This is a genomic window from Lysinibacillus sp. EB106-09-02-XG168 (assembly GCF_058791475.1).
Genome location: NZ_JBYTDN010000003.1, coordinates 3,249,097 through 3,270,660, shown reverse-complemented (window position 1 = coordinate 3,270,660; position 21,564 = coordinate 3,249,097). Strand labels below are relative to the sequence as shown.

Below are 21,564 nucleotides of genomic sequence, written 5' to 3'. Positions count from 1 at the left end.
AGGCGGTTTTTTTGAGTCGGGTTTGAAAATAGTATAGATAAAAATTAATTTATGTTTTATAATAATAAAATTGTGGTAAAAATATTTATTAAGAGAAAAATCCTATTTTTTTGTCGAGAAATAAAGGATTTTTAAATCGGATAGCGAATTGTGTTTTAGAACGTAATTTAAAGATGGTGATGAATTTGGCAGGGAAGATTCCTGAAGAAGTGATTGAACAGATTCGCACACAATCGGATATTATTGATGTCATAAGCGAATACATGCAGCTTACTAAGCGTGGGCGCAATTGGTTTGGACTCTGTCCTTTTCATGGAGAACAAACGCCATCTTTTTCTGTGTCATCAGACAAACAAATTTTTCATTGCTTCGGTTGTGGTGCGGGTGGTAATGCTGTTACTTTTGTCATGGATATAGAAGGTATTTCTTTTCCTGACGCTGTTGTGAAACTTGGTGAACGTATTGGCATACATTTAGATGTTGGGCCAAGTTTACCAGAAGTAACGAAAAAGGTATCTAAAGCAGAAGAAAGGATGAAAGAAGCACACGCTTTTGCAGCAGATTTTTTTCATCATTTACTGTTAAATACGGAAGATGGTGAAGAACCTTTAAATTATTTGCTAGAAAGAGGATTTACAAGGGAACTTATAGAATCTAATAGCATTGGATGGTCTCTTCCAAGCTTTGATGCATTAACGATATTGCTTGAAAGAAAAGGTTATAACTTACAAGAAATCGCGGAAAGTGGTTTAGTGATTAAGCGTGAAGGGGAAGAGCGCTATTTTGATCGTTTTAGAGGGCGTATTATGTTTCCCATCCGTGATGAGAACGGTAAGATTATAGCATTCTCAGGACGAATTCTTACATCGACTGGTGAAGAGGCAAAATATTTAAATAGTCCAGAATCACCGATTTTTCAAAAGAGTGAAGTGCTATATAACCTAGATAAAGCACGAACCTCCATTAGAAAAAATCGTCAAGTAGTATTGATGGAAGGGTTTATGGATGTTTTGGCAGCAACTTCTGTTGGTGTAACGAATGCTGTAGCAACAATGGGCACTTCGCTTACGAATCAGCATATCACAAAGCTAAAGCGCTTAGTAGAGCAGGTTACGGTTTGCTATGACGGTGATAATGCAGGTTTTGATGCGGCAAAAAGAGCGGCACAGTTACTTCAAGTAGAACGTATGAAAGTCAATATTGCGGTGTTACCAGATAAGCTAGATCCCGATGAATACATTCGTAGTTTAGGTGGACAAGCATTTAAAGAACAAATTTTGGAAAACCCTCATGCGTATATTGCTTTTATGATGATGCATGCTAGACGAAATAAGAACTTTCAGTTTGAAAATGATACGCTTCAATATATTCAAGAAGTTCTTGAGCAATTGGTAGGTAGATCGTCACCAGTTGAACGAGATTTGTATATAAGACAGCTATCGAATGAGACAAATATCTCGGAAGAAGCGATTTATGCTCAATTCCGAAAGCTAGAGGCAAATCAGGTGCGTTCTACAAAAGTAGAAATGCCAGTTCAGGCGCCTTCGATGCCGGTCACTCAGCAACATAAGCCTATGGACGCAGCAGAACGTGCAGAACGTTTATTACTGGCTCATATGCTTCATAATATAGATGTAGTGGACAGGGTATTACGTAGTGAGCAAAAAGAACCTTTTGTACGAGATGCCTATTTGGCTGTTTTTGTTCGCTTAGTAGGATTTTATGAGGAATATGGTCATCCTGATTATCAGCGTTTTGTTGAAATATTAGATGACTCTGAATTACGCAAGATAGTAATGGAAGCGGCTTTAACGGAACGGGATCCCGACCAAGCAGAGGCAGAGGTCACAGACTCAATACGTCAGCTGCAAAAATATAGAATTGAGCAAGAAATTCAACAAAAGATGCATGAGTCAAAGGAAGCGGAGAAGATGCACGAGTATGCGCGTGCGCTTGAAATCGCCCAACAGATTATTCATTTAAGAAAATCGTTATCGGCGATTTAACCCGATTCGGTTGTTTAGAAGGAGGAAGGTTTATGGCGGACAAGTCAGAACGTTCAAAAGAGGTAGAAGTAGAAATTACATTAGATGAAGCAAAAAAGCTACTACAAGAAAAAGCAAAAACAGAAGGTGAAATTTCAATGAAAGAAATTTCAGAGAAACTTGCGCCTTATGAATTGGAGAACGAAGAGATTTTCCACTTTGCTGAGGATCTTGAAAAGGCAAAAGACATTCAAATCATTGGAAAAGAAGAGTTTGAAGAAGAAAGCTTAATGAAAGAAGAAGCAAACGAAGAGACTTTCGATTTAAATGATTTGAGTGTACCACCAGGTGTTAAAATAAATGACCCTGTACGTATGTATTTAAAAGAAATTGGTCGAGTTGATTTACTTTCTGCCGAGCAAGAAATTGCTCTAGCTGAGCGTATTGAGCAAGGTGATGAAGAAGCACGTAAACGTCTAGCGGAAGCAAACTTACGTCTTGTTGTATCGATTGCAAAGCGATATGTTGGCCGTGGAATGCTATTCCTTGATTTAATTCAAGAGGGGAATATGGGGCTTATCAAGGCTGTTGAGAAGTTTGACTACCGTAAAGGCTTTAAATTCTCTACTTATGCGACATGGTGGATCCGCCAAGCAATTACACGTGCTATTGCGGACCAAGCACGTACAATTCGTATTCCAGTGCATATGGTCGAAACAATTAATAAATTAATTCGAGTACAACGCCAATTACTACAAGACTTAGGTCGCGAACCATCTCCAGAAGAAATTGGGGAAGAAATGGATTTAACACCTGAAAAAGTACGTGAAATTTTAAAAATTGCGCAAGAACCAGTATCTCTTGAAACACCAATTGGAGAAGAAGATGATTCACATTTAGGAGACTTTATTGAGGATTCTGAAGCTCAATCTCCATCTGACCATGCAGCTTATGAATTGTTAAAAGAGCAATTAGAGGATGTGTTAGATACATTAACTGATCGTGAAGAAAATGTACTTCGCTTACGTTTCGGTCTAGATGATGGTCGCACACGTACGTTAGAAGAGGTAGGAAAAGTATTTGGTGTAACACGTGAACGTATTCGCCAAATTGAGGCTAAGGCACTTAGAAAGCTACGCCACCCTTCTCGTAGCAAACGTTTAAAAGATTTCTTAGAATAAGGTTATACAGGCTGGGGCTATCTAATTAGTGATGACTAATTGGATAGCCCTTTTTATGCTACTATTGAATCAGGAGAATACTCGTATAAACAAAGTCTATCAAAAGAAAATATTGTTTTGAAAATGTTTATATCATGTACTAGAATGTGACAAACTAAATATTTTTGCTACTTTATATAGATGTGTTCGGCAATGTTTTGAGATAAAATTGGAATAACAACCATATAAAGCAATGTTTGGAGCAAAAATTATGACAAATCCTCGAAAAAAAATAATCTTGAATGAGATTTTGTTTTGGAAGCAAAATAAGCTATTACCAGAACATTACTGTGACTTTTTAGCCGCTCTTTATGCAGAGGGGGAAAATTTAGAGGAGTTAGAACCAGTACATCATAAACAAGCTATTTTGCCTTCTGAAAAGAGAAAGCTGCTACTTGTAATTGCAGGTATATGTATTGCGATGATTACTCTGCTTACTTTTTATTTTACAATACCATCTTTCATGATCATATTAACGGTTGTTGTTGGAATAGCTGCTGTAGCGTTATTTCTGACGGCATTTCGAATGGCACGAAAGAATGATTTATTAGCGCCTGTTTTCCATTTGCTAGCCGCTGTTTTATTGTTCAGTATGTCTATACGAATTTACACTACATATTTTAACGGAAATAATATCGCGTTGTTTTGCTTGATTGCAGCGAACTGTGGGGTTTGGCTTTGGTCAGGTGTAAAAATGAAGCTACTTTATTTCACGGTCTCAGGTGTCCTAGGGTTACTAGCACTGATCAGCTATTATATCATAAACTTATTATAAGAACTCATTTTGCAAATTAGTTCGCCGACTAATGACAAGGATCTGTACGCTATTATATAGCTTACAGATTCTTTTGGTATCAAAATGTAATCTCGAAATTTATCCCATGTAAATTGCTGACGATTAAAAATAATAATCTGAGTATTATGTTAACTGTGCAAAAGCAAAGCGGCAGCAACAACAAAGCGCCCAGCCGGAACAGAAATCAACCATACGTTATGATGATGAACCATGATAATAGGACTTATTGCTATGGCTTTTTCTAATAGCAAATATCTATAAGTTATTTTATTTTTCTTGGTATATGAATGAGTAAATAGAGGAAAGATAACAACGTGTAAAGAATCTAAGTTAAACTTCTTCAAGCCGATTATGGAAGCAATTTGGAAAGGCATAATTGATTGCTAAAAAGATAATAGATAGTCCAAATATTGGCGATTTCAAGACATATTTTATCCAATAGATACAGAAATGTCGAATTTGTTACAAACAAAGGAAAACTTAGCGAATGGTCTTTTCGTTTCACGGTTAATGAAGTACAATATTAGATGTTGACTGATTCTATATTATAATAGAAGTAGATTTACAATGAGGAGGGGAAACATATGAAAAACAATCCAGTCGTTCCTTACATCTTAATTCTTGCATTTGGTATTGGTCTTATTTTCTTTATGTCTTTAACAGGTGCAGATAACAAAAAAGAAATTGCTGCTGAAAAAGAGGGCGGTGGCGAAAAGACAGAAGCTACTGATGACGGCTCAGCTTTAGTACAATCTTGTATTGGCTGTCACGCTGCTGACTTAACTGGTTCTGTAGGGCCAAACTTACATGGTTTAGATGAGGCTCATATCGTAGACGTTTTAACTAACGGTATCGAAGGCACACCAATGACACCTGGAATGAAAACTGAAGCGGAAGCAAAAGAAATCGCTAAGTACATTTCAACTCTAAAATAGTTTAACTTCTTTCAGCGGATGTCCAAACAAACATCCGCTGAAATATAGGAACTCAGTCTAAGAACGCCACCTCTTGTGGCAGCGACTGAGTGACCAACATCGTGTTGGCCTAAGCACAAAGCCGATTCTGGACGCAATTATGCCGAGGCATAATTGATAAAAGTAGCTGCACTGAAAGCGTTTAATCGTAATTGGTGCAGCTACAATTTATTTATCTTCAGTAAAATGGAGTTGCTCAAAATTTTTGAGACAACTCCATTTGTTTTTTTTCTCGACATCATACATACTAAGAATGGACACTATTGAAGACAGGCGGTAAAAAAATGAATGCACAAAAATTATCAAAACGATTAGAAACAGTAGCAAGCTTTGTTCCCTCAGGCGCAGTTGTAGCTGATATTGGAAGCGACCATGCATATTTACCTTGCTACTTAATTCATAAAGGTATTGCTTCTTATGCAGTAGCAGGAGAAGTTGTGAAAGGGCCATTTGAATCAGCAGTAGGACAAGTGCAAAAAGAAGGCTTAACAGAAAAAATTACAGTACGACTTGCGAATGGTTTAGCGGCAGTGGAAGAAACGGACCATGTTGATACTGTTACTATTGCTGGAATGGGCGGTCCTTTAATTGTCTCCATTTTAGAGAAGCATCCTGAAAAATTAAATGGAGTAACAAGGCTTATTTTGCAGCCAAATATTCATGCTAAAGTGATTCGAGAATGGGCATTAGCACATAATTGGGCAATCCAGGACGAAGAGATTTTAGAGGAAGACGAGAAAATTTATGAAATTCTTGTATTGCAAAGAAGCACCATGACGTTAACGGAACCGGAAATTTTATTTGGTCCGAGATTAATGCAACGAAAATCACCAGCATTTATTAGAAAATGGGCGCGTGAAAAAGAAAATTGGCAGCGTGTATTACAGTCTATTGAAGGGGCAGATCAAACACCTGAAATTGAAGAAAAACGTGCAGAGTTAGTGGCTCTACTCAATTTAGTGGAAGGGGTTCTGTGAGATGAAAACAGTAAACGGTCAGGAAATTATCCAATTATTCGAATCATGGTCGCCTAAAAAGCTAGCCTGCATGGAAAATGACCCTATTGGTCTTGCGATTGGCACATTAAACAAACCTGTAAGTAAAGTATTAGTCACGTTAGATGTGAATGAAGAAGTAGCAGATGAGGCTATTGCTCAAGGATGCGAACTAATAATTGCACATCATCCACCGATTTTTAGACGACTTTCGAATATTCGTACTGACAATCCGGCTGGGCGTTTATATGAAAAGCTTATAAAAAATGATATTGCTGTTTATGCAGCACATACGAATCTAGATGTGGCTGAAGGCGGTGTTAACGATTTACTAGCAGATGCTCTACAGCTTGAAAACCGTTTTATTCTCGAAGAAACATATGCAGAAAATATGATGAAGCTGGCTGTTTTTATACCGACTGCAAATGCCACTAATTTACGTGAGGCATTGGCAAAGGCAGGAGCTGGTCGAATTGGAGATTATGAAGCGTGTAGTTATACTACAATGGGGGAAGGGCGTTTCCGTCCACTAGAAGGTGCAAATCCACATGTAGGAGCTATCGGTGAATTACATGTTGAAGAAGAAGTGAAAATAGAAGTGGTATTTCCTGAGTCTGTAAAAAATCGTGTGTTAAAGGCAATGTTAAATGCACATCCATATGAAGAACCTGCCTATGATCTCATTCGTTTAGACCAGCAAACAAATGTCATGGGCTTAGGGCGAGTTGGTTATTTACCACAAGAAATGACTCTTCACGAATTCACACAATTTGTCAAGGAGCAGTTAGACGTACCTGCTGTACGAGTTGTTGGAGACCTACAGTCGAAGGTGAAAAAAATTGCGCTTGTTGGAGGGGATGGCAATAAATATATCTATTCTGCGAAACGTGCCGGGGCAGATGTATTTTTAACAGGTGATATGTATTTCCATACTGCCCAGGACGCTCAAGCAATTGGTCTGCAAATCGTAGATCCAGGTCATCATGTAGAGAAAGTGATGATTACCGGAGTAGCTAGAAAGATGGCAAGAATGTGTGAGGATAAAAAATATTCTGTTGAATTTGTACAATCTACTATTCATACAGAACCGTTTTTATTCGTGTAAGAGAGGGGAATATCTATGGCGAATGAAAGACCTGCTGGCAATAAAAGCGGCAAAGTATGGATTATGATTGGTTTACTAATTGCTGTGTTTGGGGTAGGCATGACAGTTATGACAAATACGATGAATGCAAAAAAAATTGATGCGATGACTGAGCAATGTGAATCAGACGGTGGAGAAGCCATAGTGTCAAAAGAAAAGAGCTTTCTATCAACAAACTATTCATTTAAATGTAAACAATAATAATAAAAAGGGCTGAATTATAGAATTAAATATAATTCAGTCTTTTTAATGTAAAAAAACAATATGTTCAAGGGAATCTAGGCGAATGTTGTGCCTTTAAATAAGAGTGATTTCTGTTCTGGGCTACTCACTTTCCTGTGAGCGAGCGTGGAGTTGCTTCCTTTGCTTTTTTTGCTGTTGTCGCTGCTCTTTCGCACAGATATAACCCTATTGCTAAGGTTTAGTTTTATCAGTATAAATAAAAGAGACTTTCTAGAAAATTTATGCTATGCGAAGTAGTTGATTGGAGTGGAGGCTTGGCGACTCCTTGGGGATTAGCGTCACAGATGAGACCCCGGGGCGAGCAACGCGAGTGAAGCGGCTCATCGGACGCCCCCAGGAAAGCGCCAAGACGGAACGGAAATCAACCCCACATTTTTGCCATTGAGCTATATATAATAGACACCTTAACTTCATTGACATATTAGTTTTTCAACATAGTGAATGCTGAATTATAAAATTTAATATAATTCAGTCTCTTTGTGTATGCATGGATTAATTTTAGAGTGTTATGATAGGTGAGTATAAATTGCAATGAGAGGAGATTTTTGGATTGTTTATTCGTTTAACAAAAGAACAACAAGAAACAATAATAGCTGATATTCAACAATTTTTCTACAATAATCGAGATGAGGATATTTCAGAATTTGAAGCAGAAAGAGTATTTGATTTTATAAAGGAAAATATTGCTCCGCATATTTATAATGCAGCTATTTCGGATACAAAATATGTTGTAGAAAGACAATATGCATCGATTGAGGATGAACTTGCAGCATTAGAAAGACCTATTAAATTAAAATAATTTAGTTCAGATGAAATAATTGGAAATTTTCATAAATATATGTTATTTTTATCTTGGATTAAAGATAATTTAAAATGGTTTAATTAACCATATGTGTATTGAATAAAGAAATGGATTCCTGTACAACATGGCTAAGAGAACCGTTTTTTGTAAGTGAATGATTCGGTCACAATTTGAGGGATGAATGAAGGAGGAGTCATATGTTGAAAATTGGGGTTATTTTAGGGAGTACTCGTGAAGGGCGTTTAAGCCCACAAGTTGGCGAATGGGTAAAGGCAGTAGCAGAAAAGCGTCGTGATGCGGAATATGAAATAATTGATATCGCTAACTTTAAATTACCACTGCTAGGTGAGCCAGGAGCAGATACTTCTGGAGTAGCTGCGTGGTCACAAAGTGTTGGTGCATGTGATGGGTTCGTTTTTATCGTTGGAGAATATAACCATTCCATTACCGGTGCACTAAAAAATGCATTAGACTACTTACGCGTGGAATGGAATAATAAGGCCGCAGGTATTGTTTCTTACGGTTCTGTCGGTGGTGCAAGAGCGGCTGAACATTTACGTGGAATTCTTGGTGAATTATTAGTAGCAGATGTTCGCGTACATCCCGCTCTATCCTTATTTACTGACTTCGAAAACGGCACGGTCTTTAAACCGAAGGATGTCCAAGCAGATTCAGTAAATCAAATGCTAGATCAGCTTGTTCCTTGGGCAACAGCATTAAAAACAATTCGATAAGGATCTTTAGCAGTATGTACAGTAAAAGTACATATTGCTTTTTTAATTTGGACTCTGTTTAACTTGATTGTTGTTTTTCTCAAATTAAAAGCGTATTCAAGAATTTTCGAATACGCTGGTTTTCGAGTGGCAAATATAAAAAAATCTACCTTTATAACGTTTCAATCTTTTGAAAAATCTCTTTGTATAAGATATCTAAATCTTTTTCATCTTTTAAATAGAAATACCAAGCATCCTCGCGATTTGCATCTATATCAGATATATAAATTGTCGTATGCGAATCATTATTTAATGCTTCCAAATGAGCTGTTTCATAGGTAAGCTCTTCGTTTGTAAATGGCAAATTACGTTTTCTTGAATCAAAAAAAATAATAGGCATTTTAGAGTTTTTATAAACATTAACAAATCTATCATCTGATGCTTTTTCAAACATCATTGGTGTTATCATAACAGCATCAAAATTTGTTGAAATAGTCAATGTATCTTCAGTAAATTCATCTAATGAAATTGGTTCGAAATGAATTTTTTCGTTATGTTCCTCAGGAATATCACCAACTACTGCAATTTTTAAAGGAGCTCCATCATATTTAACTTCATTATTTGAACACGCAACTAATAAAAACAAACTTACTATAAATAAAATTTTTTTCAAATTTATTAATGCCCCTTTTTTCGTAATTTATTGCTTTTATTAACTGGTATTGCTTATGTTTCTTTCATTATATATTATCATACTACAAATATTACCAAAAGCTTTGTTGAGCTAATATTTTTCTTAATGGTGTCGTTGCGGTAAAAGATTCTGTGCCAATCCTTTTTATTAAAAGTGGAATATTTCATAAACAATCTATGGTTTATAGAATTATGAAACTTTTCTGAATGGTATTCGTCTCCAGTAATGTAATTGAATTAGATTTGAAGGAAAAAGGATTGGGGTGTAAAGTGTGACACAAAAACAAACTAAGAATGATTTTTGGTCATGGTTTAAAGTGATTGGAATAGCAATCATTTTTACAATGAGTATACGTTATTTTATTCTATCTCCTGTAGTTGTAAAAGGTGCTTCAATGGAGCCGACTTTTGAAACTGGAGATAAAGTTATTGTTAATAAAGTGGGACCACGAATTACCAATTATGACCGCTTCGATGTTATTGTCTTTGAAATAAAAGAAGATAAGCATTATATTAAAAGAATTATCGGTTTACCAGGAGATCATGTAGCCTACAAAGATGACGTTTTATTTATAAACGGGGAGGCCTTTGATGAGCCCTATTTAACAGAATATAAAGAAGGTTTACTAGATAAAGGTGATTTTACATATGATTTCACCCTTGAGGAACAATTAGGGGAAATGACTGTACCAGAGGGTCATTTTTTCGTACTTGGGGATAATCGGCGACAAAGCATAGATAGTCGGAGTTTGGATATCGGATTCGTGTCGCAGGATAAAATTTTAGGAACTGCAGGCTTTGTATTGTGGCCGTTTGAAAGGCTTGGTAATACACGGTAGTTAGTGCGGAGTCAAGCTTTGTTGTAAAACATAAATAAAGAAAAGAATATGAAAATGGTGACCGTCCATATTAACAAAGTTAGGAACTTTGGAAGGATGGAAACTGAATATTTCGATTACAGGAACTGCTGTACAAGTGGAGGAACTACATGTGCATATTTAAAAAGGGGCCGCTTACTGTATTTTTACTCCGTAGGAAGTGGCCCTTTTTGATATGCATCCACTTCATTAATGTTTTATTTCTTCAATAACTTGTTCTTTTAAGTCTGCATCCATAGAGGAAAGTTTAACGTTATTTGTAAGACGTTCTTTTAACTCTCTATCTGTCATAATCCCGCGTTCTTCTAGAATCTGAACAAGTAGATTTAATGTCATTAAATTTTTAATTTCTGCTGCTTTTGTATCCATGTTAATGCCTCCGAATGTATAGTATAGTATTTCTACCTCTTTAGTGTACGCCTTTTTTAGAAGGACGGCATAAAATGGTCAAAACAAAGCGAATTTATTTCGTGTCCCGGAATATATTGAATGATTCTAGCAGTAGTGGAAGACGTACACTGGCTTTTATGAGAAATCAACGACAAGTAGTTGTACATGTAATGAAGCTACTTATATATAATTTCTACCCAAAAAACTCCTAGCAATAGGAGTTTTATCGTACATATCTATTTAAACCGAAATTTTATGTATATAAATTGGTGCGAGTCACCGTTTGAGCCTACTTACTACTCATTGAAAATAAAGCCTGATACAGAGTTGCTAGTAAAGCAACAAAGAGCGTATCGTCTGAGTTAAAAAGTTTAAAAGTTATCCCAATACGCACAAGTTCAGTTTCTATAGTACTAGCACTTGCGATTTTTTCATCATTACAATATAAATAGGCGGTTGAAGTAAAATCTTTTTCAAAGCGAAAAACGAGTCCATTCATTGTAAAGGAATAGGAAGATTCAAGTAATTGAACCGTCTTACGTTGTATCGGTAAAATGGATCCATCTGGCATAATAAGCTGATGGCTAACACCCTTTGTTAATGGTGTAAATTGCACTTGAAAAAGCGGTGCCCCTAAAGTAGTACGGGTTTCATAGCGATGTGGCAATGTCTGCTGTGCAGCAACTAGCATTACAGCGTTGATTACTTTTCCAACGGGTGAACGTTCAACCTTTTGTAGTACACAAACCGTCTCATTTTGTTCATTCACAATAGGGATATTTGCAAAGCTTTCGAAAGCTTTAGGGTAGGTAAGGGTAAATGTAGTCATATAAAAAGCCTCCAATCTACTTACTATACGGGGAAGCTTTACTATGGGTTTCACTTTTTTATATTATTATTCCCGTGGTCAACAATAAATTTGAAATACCGTTACGAGAAGGTAGGTTACCATGAACAATAAATTTATAATGACATAGGAAGAAGCAGAAGAGATCGTCTTTAATTTGCATTTGTATATGAAATTGCTGATTAATTTATTTAAAAAACCTTGCATAGACAGCTTGAATTCCTTAATCCATTTCTCTTTCGATAAATGGGATATCATTATCATTTGCAATACGGTAAATAGCACTCTTTTCATCTAAGCCAAATCTCTCAGTCTCATTAATAGAAAATTGATAGTCATCTTGCATTGTAAAAGTGTATTTTCCTAATGCACCATATTCATATAAAACCTCTTGTATTTCGCTCCATGGATATATAGTTTCTTTACTGAAATTTTTAACTACTATTTGTTTTTCCTGAATTGCTGTATAGCTGATAAGTGAAAAATATCCTCCTACTAATGAAAGTATTATAATGAAACTTGCAATGCAATATGTTAAATTTGTTCTTTTGAAACCGAGTAAAACTAATGTTAAAAAAATAATGGCAAGAGAAATTGTAAATAAGTATAAATTTTTAACTGGTGTCAATAATACGACATTATCTCTATTAAAATAAAATGTTTCCGATATAGTTATTGGTAGAAAAAGCACTAATAATATCGATAATAAGAAAAATACAATTGCACTGACAAAAAATTTCCCTTGAATAGATAATGTATTGTTCAATTTTACTCCCTCCTTTTTTAAAAATATAAAAAGTATTAATTTTCAGATATATAATTAATTAAATTAAACAATATTTGATTTTCTTTTTCTCTGTTTATAATCATGAGCCTGTTCACATTCATATGAATAATAGACAAGATAATTTCATCTTTTTAAATTCGGATAATTGAGCGATCTCGAGTTCTTTTGAATACTTTTTTAATATAGACGTTCTGGAATTTGAGATTATTTGTAACTCAAGGATAGCTTTAAATTCATAAATTCTAAATCATACATATACATAATTAAATAAGAATTGAATGATCTACTTTTATTCTAAGTCTGATATGGGGACGTGAATCAATATATCAAATTTAGAAATAAGATGAAATTTTATCTTTCTGTAATAATTCCTTCATTGCTGAGAAAATAACATTTATTAAAATTTATCTTGATAGCATTCTTTAATATATATTTTATAATAAATATACAGCCTACTTCAAATTTAGGCTCTATTTCTGAGGATATAATTCAACAATCCCTAAATAAGAGAAAAAATAATCAAACAGTTATTTTAATTGCTCATAGAATTTCTACTATTTTAAACGCAGACCAAATAGTAGTTTTAAATAAAGGTAGAATAGAAGCTGTAGGAAAGCATAATGAGTTATTGAAGTGTAGCAAAACCTCAGCATAAAGATAAAAAATTTTCTGTGAATTTAAAACTTTCATAAAACTGATAGATGAACTTTAAATTCAAAGGACAATAAACTTGTATCGAAAAGTTGGATTTAAAGATTCAGCTACTTTTATGTGGTAGTGTATTTGATTTTGAAAAAATAGAATGTGACGTTTAACACTGAAAAAGGCTGGTCGATAATGTGAATTTCACACTACCGGCCAGCCTTTCATTTTATTGTTGAATTGTGACTTCTCCTGCAAGGGCACGTTTTTCTTGTTCTGGATCGAATTCTTTTTCCATTTTTGACACGACAACAGTTGCTACACCATTACCAATTAAGTTTGTCACGGCGCGAGCCTCAGACATAAAGCGGTCGACCCCGATTAAAAGTGCGATCCCTTCCACTGGAATCATAGGGAATGCTGCTAATGTTGCTGCGAGCGTAATAAAGCCTGAGCCTGTTACACCAGCTGCACCTTTAGATGTTAGCATTAAAATAGCAAGCAATGTAATTTGATGCCAAACGTCTAAATCAACTCCATAAGCTTGTGCGATAAAAATAGCCGCCATGGATAAGTAAATGGACGTGCCATCAAGGTTAAAGGAGTACCCTGTTGGAATGACAAGACCAACGACCTGTTTTGAGCAACCATAGTTTTCTAATTTTCGCATCATCGAAGGCAGTGCAGATTCTGATGATGATGTCCCAATAACGATAAAAATTTCATCTTTAATATATTTAATAAACTTAAAAATACTAAACCCGAAGTAACGTGAAATAAGACCAATGATTACTACGATAAAGATAAACATTGTAATATACACGGATAACATTAAAAATCCTAAGTTTCCAAGTGATTTAAGACCAAAATTTCCGATTGTGTAGCTCATTGCACCAAATGCGCCAATCGGGGAAACCTTCATGACCATATTAACAATTTTAAAGAATATATCTGCTACTCGTTCGAAAAATGTAATAACCGGTTTAGCTGGTTCACCAATAGCAGCAGCTGCTACGCCAAATAAAACAGCTGAGAATAAAACAGGTAATAACTCTCCATTTGCAAGTGCACCTACAACATTATCAGGTATAATTTGCATTATGAAGGCACCAATACCATGTTCTGTAGCGGCTGCCGCCTCTGTATATTGAGAAACATCTGCACCGTTAGCAGCTGCTGTATTAAATCCTTTTCCAGGTTGTACAATATTGACAACGATTAGGCCGATCGCTAGTGCGAAAGTAGAGACAATTTCAAAATAAATTAATGCCTTCCCGCCAATTTTACCAACTTTTTTTACATCACCCATACTACCAATTCCAATAACAACTGTTAAGAAAATGATAGGAGCTATTAACATCTTGATTAATTTAATAAAAATATCTGCTAATATTTTTAACTTCGCTCCGAACTCTGGGAACATAGCACCTACAATAATACCTAGCACAATAGCAATCAGTACTTGTACAGTTAAATTTTTAAAATTTATACGCATAAAGTTCTCCCCTTACACTACTTATGAATATTATGTGAACGCTTTCATGTGGTTATCATAGCTGAAATTTTCCGACAATAGTTTTTATGACCGTAATGTTTCTATTGTTCATTTTGTTCATTTTTAGTCGAAAGGTTGATAAAACTAGTCATAGTAAGGGTTTGTAGCTGTTTTATAGTAGATTTGCAATTTAGGTATCTATTATAATACAAAAGAAAAAAATCCCCACGTTAGTGAGGATTTCGTCATTAATGAACAAAAGTATTCCCGCATTAAACGATCTGTGAAGAAAAAGACTTCTGAATCAATAATGCGTCGGCAAAAAAATTAAAATTTTATTCTAATTGGAAATAACTTTTTCAATTTCCGATAAAACATCGTTATTTTGTACATTGTTTCTATAAAAATCATAGACAGGTGCTAGTTTTTCTTTAAAACGTTTTCGTTCCTCATTACTCATCGTATAAATCTCAAAATTATCTTGCTGCTCAAGTTTTTGTAAATCTTCTTTGTTCATTTCTACAGCTTGTTCAAATTGCCAGTCTGTTGTTTCTTTCATAGCCTCCATAATCTGTTTTTGGATTTTTGGAGGTAAAGATTTCCAAAATTTATCATTGATTAAAACAGCGTATCCTAAAATGCCATGCTTAGTTAATGTCATATGCTGTTGCACCTTATAGAAACCTTTAGAATAAATGTTTGACGCTGTGTTTTCCTGAGCATCAATAGTATTCGATTCTAAATCAGTAAAAACCTCGCTAAAGGAAATTGGAGTTGGGGTAGCCCCAACAGCCTCGAATTGCTTTTCAAGCGTTTTACTTGGCATTGTACGGACTCGTAGGCCTTTTAAGTCTTCAAATGTATGGATAGGGTGATTAATAGTAGTTAAATGTTTAAAGCCATTATGCCAAAAACCTAGTCCTTTTATATGAAAAGGTTCAAGCTCATTTAACAATTCTTCACCAATCGAACCTGTAAGAACTTCGTGGACCTCATCATCCGTATTGAAAAGATAAGGTAAATCAAGAACCTGCAAATTTGGTATATAGGATGTCATCTTTGAAAAAGTAGGGATAATCATTTCTACTTCTCCATTTTCTAAAGCCTGAAACTCATTTTCATCATTAAACAAAGAAGAGTTTGGGTAGACGTGTACCTTCACCTCACCATTTGTTTTTTCCTGAACAAGCTCAGCGAATTTACTTGCCGCCTGTCCTTTTGGGGTATTCTCAGCTACCACATGACTTAAATGAATCGTAATTTGTGTATCCAAGCCTTTTTGCTCATCATCATAGGGAAGAGGCTTGGCGAATAGTAAGCCTTGTTGAACACCAATCGCTATCGTTAATAGTAAAACGGTTACTATTGTTCCAATAATAAATTTTTTCATCTATTACACCCAATTTATTCGTATTTTCTGATGTTTTTGTTATTCTAACATATGGAGTAAGCTAAAATATAGTAAGAGGGAGGCGTACATCTTGAAATTTCAAAAATTATCGATGAAGAGAAAAATTATGTCTCTAACTTTTTTTATTCTCATGCTCTCCTTTAGTATAGGTGGTACATTTTTGCTAGGGTATGTCATGAATGAACAAAAGGATAAGCTTGGAAATCAGGCTCTGCTTGTCGCAAAAACTGTATCACAGCTTCCTGAGCTAAAAACGTACATTGCAAATAATAATTTTAACGAGGCTACAGAACACATTAATCCTGTAGTGGAAGAAATACGTGATATAAATGGAGCGCAGTATATTGTTGTCCTTGATATGCAAAGGCGCAAGTACTCACATCCAAAAACAGAAGAAATCGGTCAAGTTTCGCAATCAGGTGATCTAAATGCAGCGTTTTCTGAGCATTATTATACATCTATTGCACATGGTGAACATGGAGATATGGTACGAGCATTCGTCCCGATTATGAGTAAAGAAGGAAGACAAATTGGTGTAGTAGTAGTAGGCTATAGTGTTTTAACTATTGCGGAGTTACTACAATCGATTCAAACAGAATTAATCATTACGATCTTATTGTCTCTTTTCTTTAGTGCATGGGGGGCTCATACGTTAGGCCTTCATATGAAAAAGCAAATGTTTGGATTAGAGCCGCATGAAATTGCTAAAATGTATGTAGAACGAACAGAAACCTTTAACGCAATGCATGAAGGGATTATTGCTATAGATAATGAATTGACAATCACAATATTTAATGAAAAAGCATGTGAAATATTAGGTGTACATAAACAACCATCAACATTAATAGGGAAGAAAATTTTTGATATATTACCGGATACACGACTACCGGAAATTTTGGAGCTAGATCAACCTATTTTCAATCGTGAGCTCTATATTAATGATCACAGTATTATGAGTAATCGTATTCCTATACAAGTAAATGGAAAAACGGTTGGCGCAGTGGCCATGTTTAAGGATCGTACAGAAGTAAAAAAGCTTGCAGAGGAATTAACGGGTGTTAAGGCATTTGTACAAGCATTACGCGTACAAACACATGAGCATAAAAATAAATTGCACACAATTGCTGGTCTTTTGCAGCTTGGACATCATGAACAAGCACTTACTTACTTAACGCAAGTAAAAGAAGAGCACGATGAAATTACAAATTTTTTAAATGAACGGATTAAAAATGAAAATATTTCAGGGCTTCTCCTTAGTAAAATTTCCTATGCGAAAGAGCAGGGAATTCTACTGGAAATTGATAGAGAAAGCCGTTTGACAACATTTCCAAACAATTTAGATCATCATGATTTCGTTATTTTATTTGGTAACTTAATTGAAAATGCTTTTGATGCATTAAAGGATGTACAAATTGAAGAAAAAATAATCCATGTTTCTGTTGATGAGGACGAGGATGTGCTTGCAATCCTAGTAACAGATAATGGTACAGGCATGACAAATGAAGTAAAGTCACATATTTTTGATAACGGTTATTCAACAAAAGAGAAAAAAGGTCGAGGCATTGGACTTTATTTAATAAAAGAAATTGTACAAAAAGGAAAGGGAGAAATAGAAGTCATAAGTGAGCCAAATAAGGGAACAAGCTTTTTAATAACTTTTTACCATACTTAATATAGGCGTAGTAGTAAGACGTTCTAGGAAGTGGAAGGTTAAGGGATTTAAGTATTTATAATTGAAGTAGAAGCGAGAAATTCTATGGGAACAGTGCGACTCTCTTAGATTGCTTACTTTAGTGGAAATTTACACATATAGAGATAGAAAAAAGTGTATGGAGGGCTAACAGTGACACAAACAAAGGTTTTATTAATAGAGGACGATCCAATGGTGCGAGAAGTTAATCGCCAATTTATTGAAAAGATATCTGGATTTGAAGTAATTGGACAAGCCTCAAATGGAGTAGAGGGGATTGCTCAAATTCGAAAACTTAAACCGGAATTAGTATTTATGGATATTTTCATGCCAGAGCAGGATGGAGTGACAAGCTTACGGAAAATTCGTGAACTTGAATTACCAGTAGATGTAATTACGGTAACCGCTGCTAATGATATGGAAACTGTCAAACAAGTCCTGCATCTTGGTGTCTTTGATTATATTATGAAACCTTTTTCATTTGAACGAGTGCAAGGCACGCTTGAAAATTATTTGCGCTTCAAAAAGCAAATACAAACAGAGCGTGAGTTAACACAGGGGGAGCTCGATCAATTATTCCATTATCATGATGGGCATAATGAGGTGCAGCAAACAAATGTCGAACGCCCGGAAAAAAGTTTACCTAAAGGTTTTAATCGTGCAACACTAGAGAAAGTTGTGCACTATTTGCAATCTGTAGAAGGAGCATCGGCCGAAGAAGTTGCCAGTGGTGTAGGTATTGCACGCGTAACAGCAAGACGATACTTAGATTATTTAGAAAAGCAAAAGGAAATTACGATGGATGTACATTATGGTGGCATTGGACGTCCGGTCAACTATTATTTTAGTAAATAATGAAAAATCCTGATTGTCGAAACAGACAATCAGGATTTTTCAATTAGTACGGCATAATTTTATCAACAGGCTTTGGCGTTTTAATTTTAGGTAAAATTTTATCTAATGTAACTGTACGCTTAATGTTATGTGTTGATTCATCATTTTCATCGAATTGCTCAAGGAATGAAATAACCTCTTTTACAATTGGTGTTGGCGTTGACGCCCCTGCAGTGACAGCGACGGAATTAATGCCTTTTAACCATTCAATTTTCAGCTCAGAAACGTCTGCAATTCGATAAGATGGCGTACCTGCTATTTCAACAGAAACTTGTGTTAAACGATTTGAGTTATTGGATTTTGGGTCACCAACAACAATAAGTAATTCTGCTTCCCCGGCTTGCTGAGCAACTGCCTCTTGACGTACTTGAGTTGCCAAACAAATCTCCTTATGCACTTCAATATGTGGGAATTTCTCTTTTAAACTATCCATTAAATGAGCGACGTCCCATTGACTCATCGTCGTTTGATTCGTTACTAGTAATTTATCATTCGTTAAATTTAATGCGTCAATATCAGTGGAGGATTGCACTAAATGCACGTGATCTGGTGCAACGCCAATAGCTCCTTCTGGCTCAGGATGGCCTTTTTTACCGATATAAATAATATCATAGCCATTTGATGATTTTTCACGAATTAAATCGTGTGTAACTGTTACGTCAGGGCATGTAGCATCAATGGATACTAAGCCTTTTCGCTTCGCAATTTCACGAATTTCAGGTGAAACACCGTGGGCTGTGAAAATAACAGTGCCAGTTTCAACTTGTTCAATAATTTCTAAACGATTCTCGCCATCTAATGTGATGATGCCATCTTCTTCAAAGGCATCCGTGACATGTTTATTATGCACAATCATACCTAAAATGTAGATAGGTCTTGGTAATGTTTTATCTAATGCGGCGTTTCGAGCGATGACCATCGCATCAACAACACCGTAGCAATAGCCACGTGGATTAATTTTTAATACTTGCATGGTTGTGACTCCTTTCAAGCTTACCTATCTACATTATAACGGACAGGAACGGCGAATACAAAGAAACCTTCATCTACATAGGTGGCTGGAAAATACGAGGCTTAGACGGAAGTGGATTAGCTGGCGTATATGATGTATTTTCTCGAGACGCTTTTCGACTTTTGCTAGAACCACCTCCTCCGCTAGCTGCTGCTTCAGCTGCTACTGCTCCAGCCCCTGCGGCAGCTCCAGCAGAAGGAAGCCCTTGAAATCCTTTATACAATTTTAAAAGTGACGGAATATTTTTCACCATTGGCATTGCTTGCTGAATGTAAGGCGTATATGTTTTCGCTGAGTTAAATAAGTTATTCGCCTGTTGTAGAAATGAACCAACTTTTGACGGCTCCTGCATAGATGGCATTGGCATTTGTCCTCCAAATGATCCTATTCCACTAGACATTGGAAAGCCACCCGGCATTCGTGCTTGATTTGGGAAGCCTCCGGGTGGGAAAAAGGACTGTGGTGACATCTGTGGAGGCATTTGCATGGGCATTTGCATCGGCATTTGCATGGGCATTCTTGGCATCCCCATGCCACCAGGATACATTGGGTACTGATAAGGTGGTCTAAATACCATAACGATCTCCTTTCAATAGTGATTTATCATTGATGACATACCTGATTATAATTATGATATGCAGAAGGGTAAGTTAGCGTTCGACGCACAAACAAATAACTAGGGCGATTGTAAATTTGCGGCCATCAAAAAATTAATGCTGTTGCAAAGTCATTAAATGAAGAAGCGGTGTTTGTACAGGAAGAAATGAATAAAATTAAAGGTTCATCACTGTTTTAAAGCTCACAAAAAAGCAAGGTAGTTCCAATGGAATTTTTACATTTGGAATTACCTCGCTACATTCTCGACAAATTCATTTATGAGAATTATTTCTCAGCTAGAAGGAGAGACACAAGCGTTACAGGAACAATTTTTCTATATTGGACATTACTTCTTTGTAAATGTTAGAAATATATAAATTACAATTTTTAGCAATAGCTTTATTTAATGATTCATCTATTTGCTTCTTTATAGCATCACGTATTGTAGCTAATTGTTCAAAGTATATTCCTTGTCTTCCGAATAAGCATTAACAGCTACATTTCCCAGTTAAAATTGAATGATACATTATCTTATTTGTACTTCAATAATATGCAATAATAATAAGTACCCTATTTAAAACAATAGTGATTAGCAAAGTTAAAGGAAGGTCAAATTTTATTCTTCTTCATGACAACGAAGCATTCTGTAACCAACGCGGACATGTGTTTGGATTAACTTTGAGTTAGTTGGATTATCCTCTATTTTCTTTCGAAGAGTAGCCATGAAAACTCGTAGACTTGGAACATCCGATTGAAGTACATTGTGCCAAATTTCCTTTAAAATAAAATTATGCGTTAATACTTTGCCGACATGCTTTGATAAAACAACCAAGAGCTTATACTCAATAGGCGTCAAATGTACTTCTTTACCGTTTACAAACACAGTATTTGCCGCGTAGTTTATTTGTAACTGACCATTTACAAAGACAGAGGGTTCGTTTTCTAGCTGATGCTCGAACGATACTCTTCTCAAAGCTACTCGAATTCGGGCTAAAAGCTCTTCAACACTGAAAGGCTTTGTAACATAATCGTCTGCTCCAGCATCTAAAGCATTGATTTTATCGTGCTCTTCGTCACGTGCACTAACTACGATAATAGGTGTTTGAGTCCAGCTTCTAATCTTTGTTATTAGCTCAACACCGTCTATGTCTGGTAGTCCTAAATCCAATATAAATACGTCTGGATTCATGGCAAGAGCCTTTTGTAGAGCGCTATTACCATCTCGTGCAATGTCGAATTCATACTGCTGAGTAGCTAATGTCATTTTAATTAGATTTCCAATGGCTACATCGTCTTCTACTACTAGAATTCGTTTATTCATCGAATTTCATTACTCCTTTTTCGGCTCTTCCCCAT

General features: G+C 35.7%; 21 protein-coding genes. 12 read left to right on the top strand and 9 right to left on the bottom strand.

Annotated elements, in window-relative coordinates; genetic code table 11:
* The first annotated feature begins 173 nt into the window (after positions 1 to 173).
* The 9 genes from dnaG to AC3WSO_RS16755 all read left to right on the top strand — a co-directional run bounded on the left by dnaG (position 174) and on the right by AC3WSO_RS16755 (position 8,893).
* Complete coding sequence (gene dnaG, locus AC3WSO_RS16795; RefSeq protein WP_492534393.1) at positions 174 to 2,006, top strand: DNA primase; 1,833 nt, start codon at positions 174 to 176, stop codon at positions 2,004 to 2,006.
* A gap of 32 nt (positions 2,007 to 2,038) precedes the next feature.
* Positions 2,039 to 3,166, top strand: coding sequence for an RNA polymerase sigma factor RpoD (gene rpoD / locus AC3WSO_RS16790; RefSeq protein ID WP_079563872.1), 1,128 nt, complete (start codon positions 2,039 to 2,041; stop codon positions 3,164 to 3,166).
* A 250-nt stretch (positions 3,167 to 3,416) separates the two neighbouring features.
* Positions 3,417 to 3,980 (top strand): hypothetical protein, encoded by a 564-nt coding sequence (locus tag AC3WSO_RS16785; RefSeq protein WP_492532407.1) that lies wholly within the window; start codon positions 3,417 to 3,419, stop codon positions 3,978 to 3,980.
* Between the two features lie 605 nt (positions 3,981 to 4,585).
* Positions 4,586 to 4,936, top strand: coding sequence for a c-type cytochrome (locus AC3WSO_RS16780; protein WP_349660383.1), 351 nt, complete (start codon positions 4,586 to 4,588; stop codon positions 4,934 to 4,936).
* Between the two features lie 323 nt (positions 4,937 to 5,259).
* Positions 5,260 to 5,952 carry a tRNA (adenine(22)-N(1))-methyltransferase gene (locus AC3WSO_RS16775; RefSeq protein ID WP_492532404.1) on the top strand — a complete coding sequence of 231 codons (693 nt, stop codon included), beginning with the start codon at positions 5,260 to 5,262 and terminating at the stop codon, positions 5,950 to 5,952.
* 1 nt (position 5,953) lies between these two features.
* Positions 5,954 to 7,075 carry a Nif3-like dinuclear metal center hexameric protein gene (locus AC3WSO_RS16770; RefSeq protein WP_492532403.1) on the top strand — a complete coding sequence of 374 codons (1,122 nt, stop codon included), beginning with the start codon at positions 5,954 to 5,956 and terminating at the stop codon, positions 7,073 to 7,075.
* 15 nt (positions 7,076 to 7,090) lie between these two features.
* Positions 7,091 to 7,315: a hypothetical protein gene (locus tag AC3WSO_RS16765; RefSeq protein ID WP_492532402.1), complete on the top strand. Its 225-nt coding sequence runs from the start codon at positions 7,091 to 7,093 to the stop codon at positions 7,313 to 7,315.
* 592 nt (positions 7,316 to 7,907) lie between these two features.
* Positions 7,908 to 8,156 carry a DUF2164 domain-containing protein gene (locus AC3WSO_RS16760; protein WP_492532400.1) on the top strand — a complete coding sequence of 83 codons (249 nt, stop codon included), beginning with the start codon at positions 7,908 to 7,910 and terminating at the stop codon, positions 8,154 to 8,156.
* A gap of 200 nt (positions 8,157 to 8,356) precedes the next feature.
* Positions 8,357 to 8,893: an NADPH-dependent FMN reductase gene (locus tag AC3WSO_RS16755; RefSeq protein WP_492532399.1), complete on the top strand. Its 537-nt coding sequence runs from the start codon at positions 8,357 to 8,359 to the stop codon at positions 8,891 to 8,893.
* Positions 8,894 to 9,044: 151 nt separating this feature from the next.
* Here AC3WSO_RS16755 and AC3WSO_RS16750 read toward each other — a convergent pair whose 3' ends face one another.
* On the bottom strand, positions 9,045 to 9,545 hold the full coding sequence (locus AC3WSO_RS16750) for an amino acid oxidase (RefSeq protein ID WP_492532397.1): 501 nt from the start codon (positions 9,543 to 9,545) through the stop codon (positions 9,045 to 9,047).
* A gap of 292 nt (positions 9,546 to 9,837) precedes the next feature.
* On the opposite strand from AC3WSO_RS16750, the gene lepB reads away from it, so the two are divergent.
* Complete coding sequence (lepB, locus tag AC3WSO_RS16745; RefSeq protein WP_492532396.1) at positions 9,838 to 10,404, top strand: signal peptidase I; 567 nt, start codon at positions 9,838 to 9,840, stop codon at positions 10,402 to 10,404.
* Between the two features lie 228 nt (positions 10,405 to 10,632).
* Here the strand turns inward: lepB and AC3WSO_RS16740 are convergent, their stop codons facing one another.
* From AC3WSO_RS16740 to AC3WSO_RS16720, 5 genes are all read right to left on the bottom strand, one after another.
* On the bottom strand, positions 10,633 to 10,812 hold the full coding sequence (locus AC3WSO_RS16740) for a hypothetical protein (RefSeq protein ID WP_492532394.1): 180 nt from the start codon (positions 10,810 to 10,812) through the stop codon (positions 10,633 to 10,635).
* A gap of 310 nt (positions 10,813 to 11,122) precedes the next feature.
* On the bottom strand, positions 11,123 to 11,662 hold the full coding sequence (locus AC3WSO_RS16735) for a tubby C-terminal domain-like protein (protein ID WP_492532392.1): 540 nt from the start codon (positions 11,660 to 11,662) through the stop codon (positions 11,123 to 11,125).
* 241 nt (positions 11,663 to 11,903) lie between these two features.
* On the bottom strand, positions 11,904 to 12,446 hold the full coding sequence (locus AC3WSO_RS16730; RefSeq protein WP_492532390.1) for a hypothetical protein: 543 nt from the start codon (positions 12,444 to 12,446) through the stop codon (positions 11,904 to 11,906).
* Between the two features lie 892 nt (positions 12,447 to 13,338).
* On the bottom strand, positions 13,339 to 14,604 hold the full coding sequence (locus AC3WSO_RS16725; RefSeq protein ID WP_492532388.1) for a dicarboxylate/amino acid:cation symporter: 1,266 nt from the start codon (positions 14,602 to 14,604) through the stop codon (positions 13,339 to 13,341).
* 340 nt (positions 14,605 to 14,944) lie between these two features.
* On the bottom strand, positions 14,945 to 15,994 hold the full coding sequence (locus AC3WSO_RS16720) for a TRAP transporter substrate-binding protein (protein ID WP_492532386.1): 1,050 nt from the start codon (positions 15,992 to 15,994) through the stop codon (positions 14,945 to 14,947).
* 112 nt (positions 15,995 to 16,106) lie between these two features.
* Here AC3WSO_RS16720 and AC3WSO_RS16715 point away from each other — a divergent pair, with 112 nt between their 5' ends.
* Together AC3WSO_RS16715 and AC3WSO_RS16710 are read left to right on the top strand one after the other, a co-directional pair.
* A complete protein-coding gene (locus AC3WSO_RS16715) occupies positions 16,107 to 17,687 on the top strand; it encodes an ATP-binding protein (RefSeq protein WP_492534391.1) in 1,581 nt (526 codons plus the stop codon).
* Positions 17,688 to 17,858: 171 nt separating this feature from the next.
* Positions 17,859 to 18,560, top strand: coding sequence for a response regulator (locus tag AC3WSO_RS16710; protein WP_492532385.1), 702 nt, complete (start codon positions 17,859 to 17,861; stop codon positions 18,558 to 18,560).
* Positions 18,561 to 18,603: 43 nt separating this feature from the next.
* Here the strand turns inward: AC3WSO_RS16710 and AC3WSO_RS16705 are convergent, their stop codons facing one another.
* The 3 genes from AC3WSO_RS16705 to AC3WSO_RS16695 form a co-directional block, all read right to left on the bottom strand.
* The gene (locus tag AC3WSO_RS16705) at positions 18,604 to 19,572 is read right to left on the bottom strand and encodes a 4-hydroxy-3-methylbut-2-enyl diphosphate reductase (protein WP_492532383.1); all 969 of its coding nucleotides are present in this window, start codon (positions 19,570 to 19,572) and stop codon (positions 18,604 to 18,606) included.
* A 73-nt stretch (positions 19,573 to 19,645) separates the two neighbouring features.
* Positions 19,646 to 20,188, bottom strand: coding sequence for a VrrA/YqfQ family protein (gene vrrA, locus AC3WSO_RS16700; protein WP_492532381.1), 543 nt, complete (start codon positions 20,186 to 20,188; stop codon positions 19,646 to 19,648).
* A gap of 636 nt (positions 20,189 to 20,824) precedes the next feature.
* The gene (locus AC3WSO_RS16695; protein WP_492532379.1) at positions 20,825 to 21,529 is read right to left on the bottom strand and encodes a response regulator transcription factor; all 705 of its coding nucleotides are present in this window, start codon (positions 21,527 to 21,529) and stop codon (positions 20,825 to 20,827) included.
* Between the last annotated feature and the right edge of the window lie 35 nt (positions 21,530 to 21,564).